Source organism: Pseudomonas sp. XP2 (assembly GCF_053557975.1).
In genome coordinates, this window is sequence record NZ_JBNRIK010000044.1 from 1 (window position 1) to 13,666 (window position 13,666).

Here is a 13,666-nt window from a genome sequence, read left to right on the forward strand (position 1 = left end):
GAGTAGGTCATCGTCAAGATTCATTTCGCAAAACCCCTATCTGCGCATGCAGGTAGGGGTTTTGTCTTTGTGGGCAGAAAAATTCTGCCCAGCTCGAATCCCTGTAGGAGCGGGCTTGTCCCGCGAACACGGGCGAAGCCCGTGCCATTCACCTCGCTGCTTGTTTCGCGGGCACGCCCGCTCCCACAGCGACCGCGTATGCTTTCATAGTCGCTGCGACAATATTGCACTCACATTAACGTGACTTTCCCGTACCTACCCTACGTCAAGACTTTGATTCAGGGCACTCCTGCCCCTGAACCTGGTGATGCCAGCGCACCGTGCTGCGCATTTCCGGACTTCCACCGTCCCATCACTTGAGGTAGCAAGCAAGATGGCCAAGGCCGCCGATGTCGTTGTGCAATGCCTGGAAAACGAAGGTGTCGAGTATGTGTTCGGCATTCCCGGTGAGGAAAACCTCGACCTGCTCGAATCCCTGCGCAAGTCGAAGATCAAGCTGGTACTGACCCGCCATGAGCAGTCTGCAGGCTTCATGGCTGCCACCTACGGCCGCCTGACTGGCAAGACCGGCGTCAGCCTGTCCACCCTCGGCCCCGGCGCCACCAACCTGGTCACCGCCAGCGCCTACGCCTACCTGGGCGGCATGCCGATGATGATGATCACCGGCCAGAAGCCGATCAAGAAGTCCAAGCAGGGCCGCTTCCAGATCATTGACGTGTGCGGCATGATGGACCCCATCACCAAGTACACCCACCAGTTCGCCTCGGCCGACAACATCCCGGCCCGCATGCGTGAAGCCTTCCGCCTGGCCGAAGAAGAAAAGCCGGGTGCGGTACACCTGGAACTGCCGGAAGACATCGCCGCCGAGCAGACCGATGCACTGCCGATCCCGCGTAGCCTGCACCGCCGCCCGCTGGCCGAACACAAGGCTGTCGAAGCGGCGGTGGAGAAATTGCAGAACGCCCGTAACCCGATTCTGGTGATCGGTGCCGGTGCCAACCGCAAGATGACCGCCAAGGTCCTCAAGCAGCTGATCGACAAGACCGGTATCCCGTTCATCACCACCCAGATGGGTAAAGGCGTGGTCGACGAGCGCCACCCGCGCTTCCTGGGCAACGCTGCGCTGTCGTCGGGTGACTTTGTTCACCGCGCCGTCGAAGCCGCCGACCTGATCATCAACATCGGCCACGACGTGATCGAAAAGCCGCCGTTCTTCATGGTCCGTGGTGGTACCGAAGTCATCCACATCAACTTCCGCTCCGCCGAAGTCGATGCCGTGTACTTCCCGCAGGTCGAAGTGATTGGTGACATCGCCAACGCCGTGTGGCAGATCAGCGAAGCGCTGAACGACACGTCGCACTGGGACTTCACCCGCCTGCTGGCCATCCGTGAAGCCAACGAAGCGCAGATCGCCGAAGGGGCTGACGACAACCGCTTCCCGGTCTACCCGCAGCGCCTGGTGGCCGACATCCGTCGTGTACTGCCGTCCGAAGGCATCGTTGCCCTGGACAACGGCATCTACAAGATCTGGTTCGCCCGTAACTACAAGGCGCACAAGCCGAACACGGTGCTGCTGGACAACGCCCTGGCGACCATGGGCGCCGGCCTGCCATCGGCCATGGCGGCACACCTAGTGCACCCTGACCGCCCGGTGATCTCGGTGTGCGGGGACGGCGGCTTCATGATGAACAGCCAGGAACTGGAAACCGCAGTCCGCCTGGGCATGCACATCACCGTGGTGATCCTGCGTGACGATGGCTACGGCATGATCCGCTGGAAGCAGGCCAACATGGGCTTCACCGATTTTGGCCTGGACTACGGCAACCCGGACTTCGTCAAATACGCCGAAGCCTACGGTGCCAACGGTCACCGCGTGGAAAGTGCCGAAGGCCTGCTGCCGCTGCTGGAACACTGCATCAAGACCCCGGGCGTGCACGTGATCGACTGCCCGGTCGATTACAGCGAGAACGACCGCATCCTCAACAGCGAGCTGCGTGAGCGTGCGCTGGCGGTGTAAGGCATAACGCCCGCATCGTAACTTCAAGCTGGCATCCACATGAGCCTTGCGGTTCTGTGGGTGTTGGCGGGTGGTGCATAACCACCCCTGAACTGATCTCGCAATTGGTCATTCTCAGGTTCTTCAACTCATGGAGAACACCAGAACATCACAGTTGGTTCTATAAGATTGCAGGGGATTGCCGTTTCAAGGACCTGCCTATCTGGGGCTTGCGGCCCTGGACGAAAGCTTCTTGTATCTGGACGTCGGCATGGGAGGGATCTCGCTTTATGACCACCTTCTGAAAAGAGCTGACGGGCTGCTGACAGATACGTCCGTGTGCGCGGTGCAGAGGCTGGAAAATGGCCGGGTCAGGGTCGGATATCGCCTTCTCAGTTGACGCCGGGTGGATCGAGCCGTGTTTGCGCACGGCAATTGATACGGTCATCAACCTCTGCAACAACACTTCAGCGCAATTCAATGGTGGCTTTACCCTTAAGCACTACCCACATTATCAGGTTGGGAAATAGCGGCGTACGGGGCATTTTGTAGGGGGAGTCCTACTGCGATCATGCGATTGCCCTACGGTCCCATAGGACCCTCCTGACTGTCCCTCCCAAGCCCAACATCGCTTTACTGGTGTCCTTCCAAAACAATCACAAAAAGGAAGCCGCCATGTCTGAGTCCTGTTCCCCCGTCAGCCCTGTACGTATCGCTGTCATCCAGTACGACCCCCAGGTCGGTCTTGAGCATTGTGAGCGCAACTTGGGTAATGGTCTGGCACTGGCCCGGCGCGCAGCACGCGAAGGCGCCAACCTGATAGTGCTGCCTGAGCTGGCCAATACCGGCTACACCTTCAACTCCCGCGCCGAAGCCTATGCCCATGCAGAGACGCTGCAGGACGGCCCCAGTCTGAAAGCCTGGGCAGACTTCGCCAGGGAATACCAGGTTTACCTGGCCGCAGGTTTTTCCGAGCGCGACGGGCTGAAGCTCTATGACAGCGCCGTACTGTTTGGCCCTGAAGGCCGGCTCGGGCACTACCGTAAGGCGCACCTCTGGAACCAGGAAAAACTTTGGTTCACCCCCGGCGATCTGGGGTTCCCGGTATTCGAGACGCCGATTGGCCGTATCGGCCTGCTGATATGCTGGGACATATGGTTCCCGGAAGTCCCGCGTCTGATGGCGGGGCAAGGCGCCGACATCATCTGCAGCCTCAACAACTGGGTATGGACCCCGCCACCCTTGTTCGATGAAGCAGGGCGCTGCATGGCCTCGTACCTGACCATGACCGCAGCGCATGTCAACAACGTTTATATCGCCGCCGCGAACCGTGTCGGGAGCGAGCGGGGCGGGCGCTTCCTGGGGGGCTCGCTGATCGCCGGTACCAATGGCTGGCCGATCGGCGAAGTGGGCAGTGCAGAGGCCGAAGAAATTCTCTATGCCGATGTAGATCTGAGCAGTGCACGCTCGGCGCCGATCTGGAACAACCTCAACGACCTGCCGCGGGACCGGCGTATCGACCTCTACGATGCCAATCTTGGTTACCGCTTGCACGCGCCAATGCCACGTTGAGGAGTCGCAAATGAACACGCTACTCTTCTCAGGACAGCAGCGTTGGCCTGTGTTGATTTTTGCCTGTCTGCTGCCGGTGCTCGTTGCGAGCCTTGCCCATGGGCAATGGCCGGATTATGCAGTAATGGTGGCGACGCTCGATCAGCCCCTGAGCCGCTTGCGCTGGATCGTCGGTGATATCAGTGAGGTGGCATTCTACAAGCATGAGCTGCCCGCACTGGGCCTGCTGCTGGGCGCTTGCCTGGCGCACTGGGCCCACGTGCGAGGGTACCGCTGGCAGGGCTTTGCGATTTGCTATGGCAGCGGGTTATGGCCATGGGTGTTCACCAGTTCGTTCCTGGGCTTGCTGCTCAGCCACGCGTTGTGGGGGTGGACCTTGGCCAGTGGCAACTGGCAACCCACCTTCGTCGCCTTCGTGTCATTGCCGGCCGCCATGGTGTTGCTGTTTGGTGCGGGCTGGCGGGTGACGATCACGGGGGCGGTACTGGGGGCTCTTCTGGTCACACCGGCCAGCCTGCTGATAGTCAACTACCTGTGCTATCCCCTGCAATTGCCAGTGGTAGTTGGCAATGTGAGTGGCATGGCAGTGGCAAGTGTCGTGGCTTTCATCCTGTGCAAGCGCTTCCCTTCATGGGTACGCCAATGCCGTGAACCCACCCCAGTGGAGCCGGTCGTCAACAAGCCAGACTACGGTGTGGTCTGGACGCTGCGGCGCGTGCTGGCCGATTTCAGCGAAGCGCCTTTTTTTGGCAATGAACTGGCCAGCCTCGGGCTGCTGCTGGGCGTGTTGCTGGCGTACCTGTTGGCCCCGGCTGCACCGTCATACGGTTCGATGCTGGTAATGCAGATAGTGGCCGGGCAGGCCCTGGCATCGCTGGTTGGGGTCGTAACCTGGCGAGGCCAGTGGCAAGCCCGCGGGTGGTACCCTACTTACATTCCGATCGTATCGGTCGTCCCGGCCGCATTGCTGACGCATGGCGGCGGCTGGCAAGTGGTGATGGCCAGCGCGGTGCTGGGTGCGCTGGTGGCTCCGCCGCTGGCGGTGGCGATCACGCAGCGCTTGCCTGCTTATGTGCATGGCTACATAGGAAACGTGGTATCGATGGCCATCAGCACCTTGGGGATCGTACCTCTGGTTGGGTTACTTGTGGGGGGAGAAGCATGAGTGAACATTCGAGCCTGCCCAGGCTGTCGATCGCCAGCCTGGGGGGCACAGTCAGTATGCAGGCGGGGGCTGTTGGGTGTGGTGTAACGCCAAGCCTCGACTGCGAGCAGCAATTGCTTAAAGTCCCCCAGTTGCGCGAGATGGCGCAGTTGAACGTAGCTTCACTGTGCCTGGTCCCGAGTGCATCGCTGGCCTTCGCGACGTTGCTGCAAGTGCTGGCATGGGCCCGGTGCGAGGTGGAGCGCGGAGCCCAGGCTGTGGTAGTGAGTCAAGGGACCGACACCCTTGAGGAAACGGCCTATTTTCTGGATCTGCTCTGGCCGTTCGATGCGCCATTGGTGATGACCGGTGCCATGCGCTCGGCCAGCCAGCCGGGCAACGATGGCCCGGCCAACCTGTTGGCTGCGGCTCAGGTTGCATTGGCACCGGGCAGCTGCGGGCGAGGTGTGCTTGTGGTGATGAATGACCAGGTCCACTGCGCGGCAAGGGTTCGCAAGACCGCCAGCATGGCGATAGCGGCATTCGAATCGCCGGGGTGTGGCCCATTGGGCGAAGTGGTGGAGGGGGCTGTGCTGTATCACCATTCGCCAGGGCGCCGGGAAGTGCTGCCGTTACCGCATCGCACCGACCAGCGCGTTGCCCTGCTGGAAGCCTGCCTGGACGCAGACACGGCGCTGCTGCACGCGGTGGCCACATCGGGTTATGAAGGCTTGGTCATCGCCGGCTTCGGCGCTGGGCATGTCAGCGCGAGTTGGTCCGATGTGCTGGAACACGTGGCGCCCACCTTGCCGGTAGTGGTGGCCACACGCACAGGTAATGGGCCAACCGCCCGGGCAACCTATGGATTTGCCGGTGCAGAGATCGATCTGCAGAAAAAAGGCGTGCACATGGCCGGGCAACTCTGCCCGCGCAAGTGCCGCATCTTGCTGTGGCTGCTGATCGGCACCGACCGGCGACATGAGCTGCAGGACTGGTTGCACGCCTGACCGATCTGCCCGCGCCATGTATCACGCGGGCAGCCCTTGCGGCCTTGCTGTGCTAGGGTGCACACACTTTTGCTTCCCAGGATTCTGACCCATGCTCCCCGTACTCAGCGAAAAAGAACTCGACCGTCTCGAAGACCTGTTGATCACCTACGGCAACGACTATTCCGTGCTGAACCTGGCCGAGCTCAATGGCTTTTTCACAGCACTGGCCAGCTCGCCGGTGACCGTTTTCCCCGAGCAATGGCTGCCCGCAGTGGCCGGTGGCAAGGTACCGAAGTTCAAGAAGCCAGCGCACGAGGAAGCGTACACCGCGTTGATGTTGCGCTATGCCAATCAGGTGAATGAGGAACTGTCTGACAACGTCGACCATTTCGAGCCGCTGTTCGAGGAAACCGAGGGCGAGGCAGGCACGGTGATCGTTCTGGAGGAGTGGTGCTTCGGCTATATGCGCGGCACCCAGGTTGCCGGTTGGGGCGAGTTGCCGCCAGAGCAGGACCCATTGCTCAAGGCCATTTCCCTGCATGGGCTTGAAGATAACTTCGAGCTGCTAGACCAGATGAGCGAAGCCGATATCCAGGACTGTGTTCCGCAGGTGGTCGAGGCTGCACGTGGATTGTTCCGGCATTTCAAGAAGTTGCACTGACCTGATGTTTGTTTGCTAGCGCTGGCCTGCCCGTACTTGCGCAGAGGAAACCATTATTCCGCCCCGCGAAATTATGGTTTCCCTTGCGCGCTGATTCTGCTGCCAGCCGATCCAGTGCAGCATAGGCTCCACCAGCCCATCCCGGTGCTGACCAGGAGCAAAACCCATGTCGAACCCGATCAAGCTCTACAACTTCCCCAAGTCTGGCCATGCCCATCGCATCGAATTGATGCTCTCGCTGCTCAACCTGCCCACCGAGCTGGTGTTCGTCGACCTGGCCAAAGGCGCGCACAAGCAGCCGGATTTTCTGGCCCTCAACCCGTTCGGCCAAGTCCCGGTCATCGATGACAACGGCACGGTGATCGCCGATTCCAATGCCATCCTCGTCTACCTGGCCAAAAAGTACGACAACGGCACCTGGTTGCCCGAAGAACCCGCTGCCGCCGCCCGTGTGCAGCGCTGGTTGTCGGTGGCTGCCGGCCCGCTGGCCTTTGGCCCCGCTGCTGCGCGCCTGGTGACCGTGTTCGGCGCTGCGTTCAACACCGACGAAGTCATTGCCCGTGCCCATACCCTGCTCAAGGTGATCGACGCCGAGCTGGTCAAGGCGCCATTCCTGGCGGGCAGCACGCCCACCATCGCCGACATCGCCAACTACTCGTACATCGCCCACGCCCCCGAAGGCAACGTGTCGCTGGAGCCCTATGCCAACGTGCGCAGTTGGCTGGCACGGATCGAGTCGCTGCCGGGCTTCGTGCCCATGCCACGTACTGTGATCGGGCTGCAGACCAGCGCCTGATACCTCGCCTTCGAGAGGAACGCCACCATGCAACAGCCCCCGGACCATCGCCCCTCGCCCTGGCATGCGGGCGAGAAAACCCTGCAGGAAAAGGCCGGTGTAGCAGAGCGCATGGAGGCGTTCGGGCAAAAGGTCATTCGTGACTACATGCCCGACCAGCACCGTAGTTTCTATCACCAGTTGCCGTTCATGGTCGCCGCCAGTGTGGACGCCTTGGGTCGGCCTTGGGCCACCCTGCTGGAAGGGCCGGAAGGGTTCGTCAGTTCGCCCGACCCTCGCGTGCTGACGATCGACACCACGCTGCCAGCAGATGACCCCGCCACGCCGGGGCTGGTAGCCGGGCAGGCGGTCGGCCTGCTGGGTATCGAACTGCACACCCGTCGGCGCAATCGCATCAACGGGCAGATCCGCCAGGCTGCCGAAGGGCAACTGCAGGTGAGGGTGGAGCAGTCGTTCGGCAACTGCCCGCAGTACATCCAGTTGCGTGACTACACCCGTGTCGCCGAGCCCGCCCAGGCGCGTGTCGATGCGACAACGCTGGACGCCAAAAGCGTCAGCATGATCCAGGCCGCCGACACGTTCTTTGTCGCCAGCTACGTCGAGCAGGGTGACAGCCAGCGCTCTGTGGATGTCTCTCACCGTGGCGGCCGGCCAGGGTTCGTCAAGGTCGAGGGTAATCGGCTGATCATTCCCGACTACGCGGGCAACCTGCACTTCAACACCTTGGGCAACTTGTTGGTGAACCCGCGGGCCGGCTTGCTGTTCATCGACTTCAGCAACGGCAACGTGCTGCAGCTGTGCGGGCGTGCCGAGGTGCTGCTGGACAGCCCGGCCATCCAGGCCTTCGAAGGTGCCGAGCGGCTGTGGACGCTGGAAGTGGAGCAGGTAGTGTGGCGCCAGGCGGCGGTTTCCCTGCGTTGGGCGTTCAAGGAGTACGCACCGACCAGCCTGATGACGGGCACCTGGGCCGAGGCAGATGCACGCCTGCAGCAACGCCAGCGACAGCGTCAATGGCAGGCCTGGCGTGTGCTGCGGGTGGAGCAGGAGAGCCGCGATATCCGCTCGTTCTACCTTGAACCGCCGAGTGATGGCAGTGTGGCCTTTGCGCCGGGGCAACACATTCCGGTGCACGTGCAGATCGACGGTGAGGCCGCGATGATCCGGACCTACAGCTTGTCGAGCGCACCGTCCGATGGCTACCTGCGTATCAGCGTAAAAGCGCAGGGGCCCGCCTCTCGGCACCTGCATGAGCGCGTCAAGCCAGGTGATGTGCTGGATGTGCGCGCGCCTATGGGCAGTTTCACACTGGATGAGCAGAGTACGCGCCCGCTTGTGCTGATTGGCGCGGGTGTGGGGATCACGCCGTTGCTGGCCATGCTGCGTGAGCAATTGCGCAAAGGTCAGGCACGGCGAATTCATTTGTTCCATGGTGCTCGCAGCCTCGCCGACTTGCCATTCGGGCGGGAACTGGCGGGCCTGCGCCAACAGGCCGGGGGCTTGCTACACGTTCATCGCGCCCTGAGTCAGCCAGAAGACCATGCCGTGGTCGGGCAGGATTATGAGTTTGTCGGCCGGCTGGGTATCGAGCAGGTCAAGGCGACGCTGGCGCTGGACGACTACGATTTCTACCTATGCGGCCCGGGCAGTTTCACTCAGGACCTGTATGAAGGGCTGCGTTCGGTGCATGTGCCCGATGCGCGCATTCACGCTGAAGCCTTTGGGCCGTCGACGCTGCGGCGGCACACGGATGCAGGCCAACCTACCTTGCAACAGCCGCCCTCGGCAAGCGAGCCAGTACCGGTGTACTTCGCAGCGTCGGCCAAGGAAGCGCGATGGGTACCGGGCAGCGGCACCCTGCTGGAGCTGGCCGAGGCACGGGGGCTTGCGCCCGAGTTCAGTTGCCGGGGTGGGTCGTGCGGTACCTGCAAGACCAGGCTGGTAAGCGGCCAGGTGCATTATCCGAACCCGCCGGCAGAGCTGCCGGAGGCGGGATCGGTGCTGATCTGTTGTGCGGTGCCGGCGCAGGTGGAGGAGGGGGTACAGGCGCTGGTGCTGGATATCTGATATGCCTGTCCTGGCCTCATCGCCGGCAGGCAGCACAGAACAGCCGAATATCCGATAATCCTGGCACCCCAAATACTCAGGAGCCCGCATGGACCAGATCCACCTGATGAAGGTGTTCGTCGCGGTAGGTGAGCTGGAAAGCTTCGCCGCTGCTGCCCGGCGCCTGGACATTTCCCCGGCCGCCGTCACCCGCGCCGTCAGTGCCCTGGAAGACCAGCTTGGGGTCAAGTTGCTGCTGCGCACTACCCGTAGTGTGCGGTTGACCGAAGCTGGCGGCCGCTACCTGGAGGACACCCGGCATATTCTGGCCAGTATCCATGAGGCCAACGAAGCGGCCGCCGGCATTAACGCCACCCCCAAAGGCGACCTGGCAGTAACCGCCCCGATTCTGTTCGGCAAGAAGTTTGTCATGCTGTGTATCGTCCGCTACCTGCAGCAGTACCCGGACGTCGATGTTTCTGCCTACTTCCTCGACCGCGTGGTGAACATGGTCGAGGAGGGCATGGACGTGGCCGTGCGCATCGGCCCATTGCCCGACTCCGGGTTGAAGGCGTTGCGGGTCGGCAGGGTACGGCGCATGTTGTGTGCGTCCCCCGACTACCTGGCGCGCCATGGCGTGCCGAAGCATCCCTCCGACCTGGCCGGGCATGCCGTGATCGGCACCACCAACCTGTCGCCCCGTGCCGGCTGGCGCTTTGGCGTGACTGAAGAGCCAACCCTGGTGCGCATGAAGCCGCGCCTGACGGTGACCAGCAATGACGGGGCGATCGCTGCCGCCAGCGGCGGGCTGGGGATTGCCCGCCTGTTGTCGTACCAGGTGGCAGATGAGCTGGCCAGTGGGCAGTTGCAGGTGATCCTGGCGGAGTACGAGGAGGCGCCCTGGCCGATTCATGTGTTGCATCGCGAGAGCAAGTACGGCTCTGCCAAGGTCAGGGCCTTCATCGACATGCTAGCGCAGGCGCTGCGGGCCCAACAGCTGGACTGAGATCGTACAACACGGGGCGAAACATTAAGAAATAATAAGTGTTGTACGATGACCTATGACGTGGCACTCTTTCGCCTGAAACAATTTGTCGCAAATACCGCTGCCGGTGTTCGCGCCAATCGCTCGCCAGTCTAAAAACAAGAAATTCAGGTGAACCATGAAGATGAAAGGCATCCGTTGGTGGATGGTCAGCCTTGTCACGGCTGGGCTCGTCGTCAACTACCTCGCCCGCAACACCCTCTCGGTGGCCGCCCCCACCTTGATGACCGACCTCTCCATCAGTACCGAACAATACGCCAAGATCGTCGCCAGTTGGCAGGTGTGCTACGCCCTCATGCAGCCGGTAGCCGGCTGGTTCATTGATTTCATTGGCACCAAGCTGGGCTTTGCCGTGTTCGCCATGGCCTGGTCGCTGGCCTGTGCTGGCGCGGCCCTGGCCACCGGCTGGCAGAGCATGGCCTTTATGCGCGGGCTGCTGGGCATGACCGAAGCCGCCGGCTTGCCGGCCGGGGTCAAGGCAACCACCGAGTGGTTCCCGGCCAAGGAGCGCTCGGTGGCGATCGGCTGGTTCAATATCGGCTCATCGCTGGGCGCCTTGCTGGCACCGCCGCTGGTGGTGTGGGCGATTCTGCACAGTGGCTGGCAGCTGGCATTCGTGATTGTTGGCGTCTCCGGCATCGTCTGGACCCTGCTGTGGATGCTGTTGTACAAGCACCCGCGCGACCAGAAACGCCTGAGTGATGAGGAGCGCGACTACATCCTGGCCGGGCAGGAAGCGCACTTCAAACAGGACAGCCGCGAGAAGGGCGCGTGGAAGCGCATCTTCAAGGCGCGCAACTTCTACGCCATCGCATCGGCGCGGATCCTCTCCGAGCCGGCCTGGCAAACCTTCAATGCCTGGATTCCACTGTACCTGATGACCGAGCGGCACATGAACATCAAGGAAGTGGCGATGTTCGCCTGGCTGCCGTTCCTGGCTGCCGATATAGGTTGTGTGCTGGGTGGGTATCTGAGCCCGCTGTTCCACCGCTACTTCAAGGTGTCGTTGTTCACCTCGCGCAAGATGGTCCTGGTGTTTGGGGCCAGTTGCATGATCGGCCCGGCCTGCATCGGCCTGGTGGAAAGCCCTTACACGGCGATCCTGTTGCTGTGCATTGGCGGGTTTGCCCACCAGACGCTGTCAGGGGCGCTGTACTCCATCACTTCCGACTCGTTCAGCAAGGACCAGGTGGCCACGGCGACCGGCATGGGCGGCATGTGCGGTTACCTGGGGGCAGCAGCGTTTACCCTGGTGTTCGGGGTGCTTGTCACGCAGATTGGCTACAGCCCGCTGTTCGTGGTGCTGGCGGCGTTCGATATTGTGGCGGCAGTGCTGGTGTGGAAGGTGGCGCGGGAGGTGCGGGGAGATGTATCCAGCAAGCCAATGGTGAGGGCTACCGAGGCATTGGCTTAAGGCGTGAGAATTTGGGGCCGCTTTGCGGCCCATCGCTGGCAAGCCAGGCTCCCACAGGTACTGCGCATCCGGTCGGGTGGGAGCTGGCTTGCCGGCGATGGGCTGCGCAGCAGCCCCCATCAAGGCAACACAATCAAAGGGGTCGATACTGCATCCTGAACCCCAGGCTCATTCCTTCCCCCCGCTGCAACAACCGCAACCCCGGCCGCCCTGGCAGGTGATGCGCATTGACCGGGTGGCTTACCGGTTCAAAGCAGAAAAAACCTTGCCCCTGCGGGCAAAACAGCAAGAATTGCTCAGCCCCGCTGGCACTGCACGCCAGTCGATAACCCGCGCTTGGCTGTTCGATCACACACTCTCCGGGCCAGCCACTGAAGGCATGATCGACCACCGTCTCGGGCAAACGGCCCAAGGCATTGAAGCACCACTGCTCGGGCACCTGGGCCTGGTACGACGGCAAACGCCCGGGCTCGGCCAGCCACACCTTGCGTGCCGTGGCATACAGCTGGGTATCGGGATACCGCGGAAAGTAAGGGTGCAACCCCAAGCCATACCAGGTTGCCGCCTCATCCAGATGGGTGACATGCAGGTCCAGGTTCAGGCCCCCCTCGTGCAAGTGCACGTCCAGCGTGGCCAGGTAGGCAAACGGCACTTCACTGTGCAGCGTCAGGCGCGCGCGTCGCTCGCTGTGGTGCTCCACCTGCCAGGCCTGCTGCCAGGCACTGCCATGAATCGGATAAGGGTCATGCCCGGTATTCGGTGCCAGTGGCTGCCAACCCTCGGGCCGGGCAAAACCACCCTCCGCAATACGGTTGGACCAAGGCGCCAGCGGGTAGCAGGCGAGGCGTCGTGGCGTACCACTTTCCAATGCGGCCAGGTCGGAATGGCGCAGCAGCGCTTGCCCGCTCGCTTTCACTTCCCAGTTGACCAGGCTGGCGCCCAGCTCCGGAGCCAGGCTCAGGCGGGTCAGGCGGTCCTGCAGGTGCAGTTCGGTCACAGCCATTCAAGGCTCCTTTCAGATGAACAATCAACTGGCCCGACGGTAGGTGAGCAGCACGATGCCGCACACCACCACGGCGCCGCCGAGTAATTGCAGGGTGCCGAGCTGCTGGTCGAGCAAGGCCCAGCCCAGCAGCAGTGTGGCGATGGGCTCGACGTTCATCACCGGTGCGTTCTGCGCCATGTTCAGCTTTGGTACGCAGACGAACAGCAAGGTGAAGGCCAGGCCATACAGCACCACCAGGCAGGCCAGAGCCACCCAGCCACTGCTGCTGCCCGGCAGTGACAAGCCTGACGGCATCACGCCGCTTGCGCCTGCAACCAGCATGCTGGAGAACACGATCAGCAAGGTCAGCAGGCTGCGCACGGGGCCGCGCACGCTGGCCAGCTTGTGGTCGGTGATCCACAAGGCGCAGGCAAAGGCACAGGCGGCGCCAAAGGCCAGGCTGACCCCAGGCACCCAGTGCGGGTTGGCCACGCTGCTGTCGGCCAGGCGTGCCGGCACATCCAGCGCCAGCACCAGGCCGCACAGGATCAGGCCCATGAACAGCACGGTGCGGCCCGTGGGGCGAGCGCCGCCCAGCGCCCAGGTGAGCAGCGCCAGCAGCATCGGGAAGGTGTTGCCCACCAGCAGCGCCAGGGCTACCGGAATGCGCGCCACCGCCGAGTACAGGCACAGGCTTTGGGTGGCGATCAGCAGGCCGAGCAGCAGTTGCCAGTGCCGGGTGCCTGCTGGCAGGCCCAGCGCCTGGCGTTGCCACAACAGCAGGCAGGCCAGCACCAGCAAGGTGATGCCTGAGCGGCAGAGAATCGCCAGCAGCACGCCGGTGCCGTCATCGAAGGCAATGCGCGCGGCGATGTGGTTGCCGGCGAATGAACAGGCCAGCAGGGCGAGCAGGGCGATGGCCAGTTTGCGCGGGAATAGAGGTACAGCCGAGGAGGGAACAGCCATGTGCAGGATCCATTTGCAGAAAGAACCAGAGGGCTGCTTTGCAGCCCATCGCCGG

11 protein-coding genes are annotated in these 13,666 nt (G+C 62.5%); 9 read left to right on the top strand and 2 right to left on the bottom strand.

Annotated elements, in window-relative coordinates:
- The first annotated feature begins 373 nt into the window (after positions 1-373).
- The 9 genes from ACK1VC_RS27815 to ACK1VC_RS27855 all read left to right on the top strand — a co-directional run bounded on the left by ACK1VC_RS27815 (position 374) and on the right by ACK1VC_RS27855 (position 11,660).
- Complete coding sequence (locus tag ACK1VC_RS27815) at positions 374-2,017, top strand: acetolactate synthase large subunit (RefSeq protein ID WP_023049034.1); 1,644 nt, start codon at positions 374-376, stop codon at positions 2,015-2,017.
- A gap of 654 nt (positions 2,018-2,671) precedes the next feature.
- Entirely contained in the window at positions 2,672-3,568 is an 897-nt protein-coding gene (locus ACK1VC_RS27820; protein ID WP_191086896.1) for a nitrilase family protein, read from the top strand.
- Between the two features lie 10 nt (positions 3,569-3,578).
- Positions 3,579-4,733: a hypothetical protein gene (locus ACK1VC_RS27825; protein ID WP_191086895.1), complete on the top strand. Its 1,155-nt coding sequence runs from the start codon at positions 3,579-3,581 to the stop codon at positions 4,731-4,733.
- Positions 4,730-5,719 carry an asparaginase gene (locus tag ACK1VC_RS27830; RefSeq protein WP_191086894.1) on the top strand — a complete coding sequence of 330 codons (990 nt, stop codon included), beginning with the start codon at positions 4,730-4,732 and terminating at the stop codon, positions 5,717-5,719. The genes ACK1VC_RS27825 and ACK1VC_RS27830 overlap by 4 nt, the downstream gene beginning before the upstream one ends.
- Before the next feature lie 91 nt (positions 5,720-5,810).
- Entirely contained in the window at positions 5,811-6,362 is a 552-nt protein-coding gene (locus ACK1VC_RS27835; RefSeq protein WP_016488699.1) for a UPF0149 family protein, read from the top strand.
- A gap of 166 nt (positions 6,363-6,528) precedes the next feature.
- On the top strand, positions 6,529-7,158 hold the full coding sequence (locus tag ACK1VC_RS27840; protein WP_095116712.1) for a glutathione S-transferase family protein: 630 nt from the start codon (positions 6,529-6,531) through the stop codon (positions 7,156-7,158).
- Positions 7,159-7,185: 27 nt separating this feature from the next.
- Entirely contained in the window at positions 7,186-9,222 is a 2,037-nt protein-coding gene (locus ACK1VC_RS27845; protein WP_095116714.1) for a pyridoxamine 5'-phosphate oxidase family protein, read from the top strand.
- Positions 9,223-9,310: 88 nt separating this feature from the next.
- Positions 9,311-10,207 carry a LysR family transcriptional regulator gene (locus ACK1VC_RS27850; protein ID WP_449118168.1) on the top strand — a complete coding sequence of 299 codons (897 nt, stop codon included), beginning with the start codon at positions 9,311-9,313 and terminating at the stop codon, positions 10,205-10,207.
- A gap of 157 nt (positions 10,208-10,364) precedes the next feature.
- Positions 10,365-11,660 carry an MFS transporter gene (locus ACK1VC_RS27855; protein WP_016488695.1) on the top strand — a complete coding sequence of 432 codons (1,296 nt, stop codon included), beginning with the start codon at positions 10,365-10,367 and terminating at the stop codon, positions 11,658-11,660.
- Between the two features lie 133 nt (positions 11,661-11,793).
- Here ACK1VC_RS27855 and ACK1VC_RS27860 read toward each other — a convergent pair whose 3' ends face one another.
- Positions 11,794-12,663 carry an aldose 1-epimerase gene (locus ACK1VC_RS27860; RefSeq protein ID WP_191086893.1) on the bottom strand — a complete coding sequence of 290 codons (870 nt, stop codon included), beginning with the start codon at positions 12,661-12,663 and terminating at the stop codon, positions 11,794-11,796.
- Between the two features lie 24 nt (positions 12,664-12,687).
- Entirely contained in the window at positions 12,688-13,611 is a 924-nt protein-coding gene (locus ACK1VC_RS27865; RefSeq protein WP_102690351.1) for an EamA family transporter, read from the bottom strand.
- Positions 13,612-13,666 lie beyond the last annotated feature (55 nt).

Coding starts and splice junctions, on each gene's coding strand:
- ACK1VC_RS27815 (WP_023049034.1), top strand. CDS start 374: ATGGCCAAGGCCGCCGATGTCGTTGTGCAATGCCTGGAAAACGAAGGT.
- ACK1VC_RS27820 (WP_191086896.1), top strand. CDS start 2,672: ATGTCTGAGTCCTGTTCCCCCGTCAGCCCTGTACGTATCGCTGTCATC.
- ACK1VC_RS27825 (WP_191086895.1), top strand. CDS start 3,579: ATGAACACGCTACTCTTCTCAGGACAGCAGCGTTGGCCTGTGTTGATT.
- ACK1VC_RS27830 (WP_191086894.1), top strand. CDS start 4,730: ATGAGTGAACATTCGAGCCTGCCCAGGCTGTCGATCGCCAGCCTGGGG.
- ACK1VC_RS27835 (WP_016488699.1), top strand. CDS start 5,811: ATGCTCCCCGTACTCAGCGAAAAAGAACTCGACCGTCTCGAAGACCTG.
- ACK1VC_RS27840 (WP_095116712.1), top strand. CDS start 6,529: ATGTCGAACCCGATCAAGCTCTACAACTTCCCCAAGTCTGGCCATGCC.
- ACK1VC_RS27845 (WP_095116714.1), top strand. CDS start 7,186: ATGCAACAGCCCCCGGACCATCGCCCCTCGCCCTGGCATGCGGGCGAG.
- ACK1VC_RS27850 (WP_449118168.1), top strand. CDS start 9,311: ATGGACCAGATCCACCTGATGAAGGTGTTCGTCGCGGTAGGTGAGCTG.
- ACK1VC_RS27855 (WP_016488695.1), top strand. CDS start 10,365: ATGAAGATGAAAGGCATCCGTTGGTGGATGGTCAGCCTTGTCACGGCT.
- ACK1VC_RS27860 (WP_191086893.1), bottom strand. CDS start 12,663: ATGGCTGTGACCGAACTGCACCTGCAGGACCGCCTGACCCGCCTGAGC.
- ACK1VC_RS27865 (WP_102690351.1), bottom strand. CDS start 13,611: ATGGCTGTTCCCTCCTCGGCTGTACCTCTATTCCCGCGCAAACTGGCC.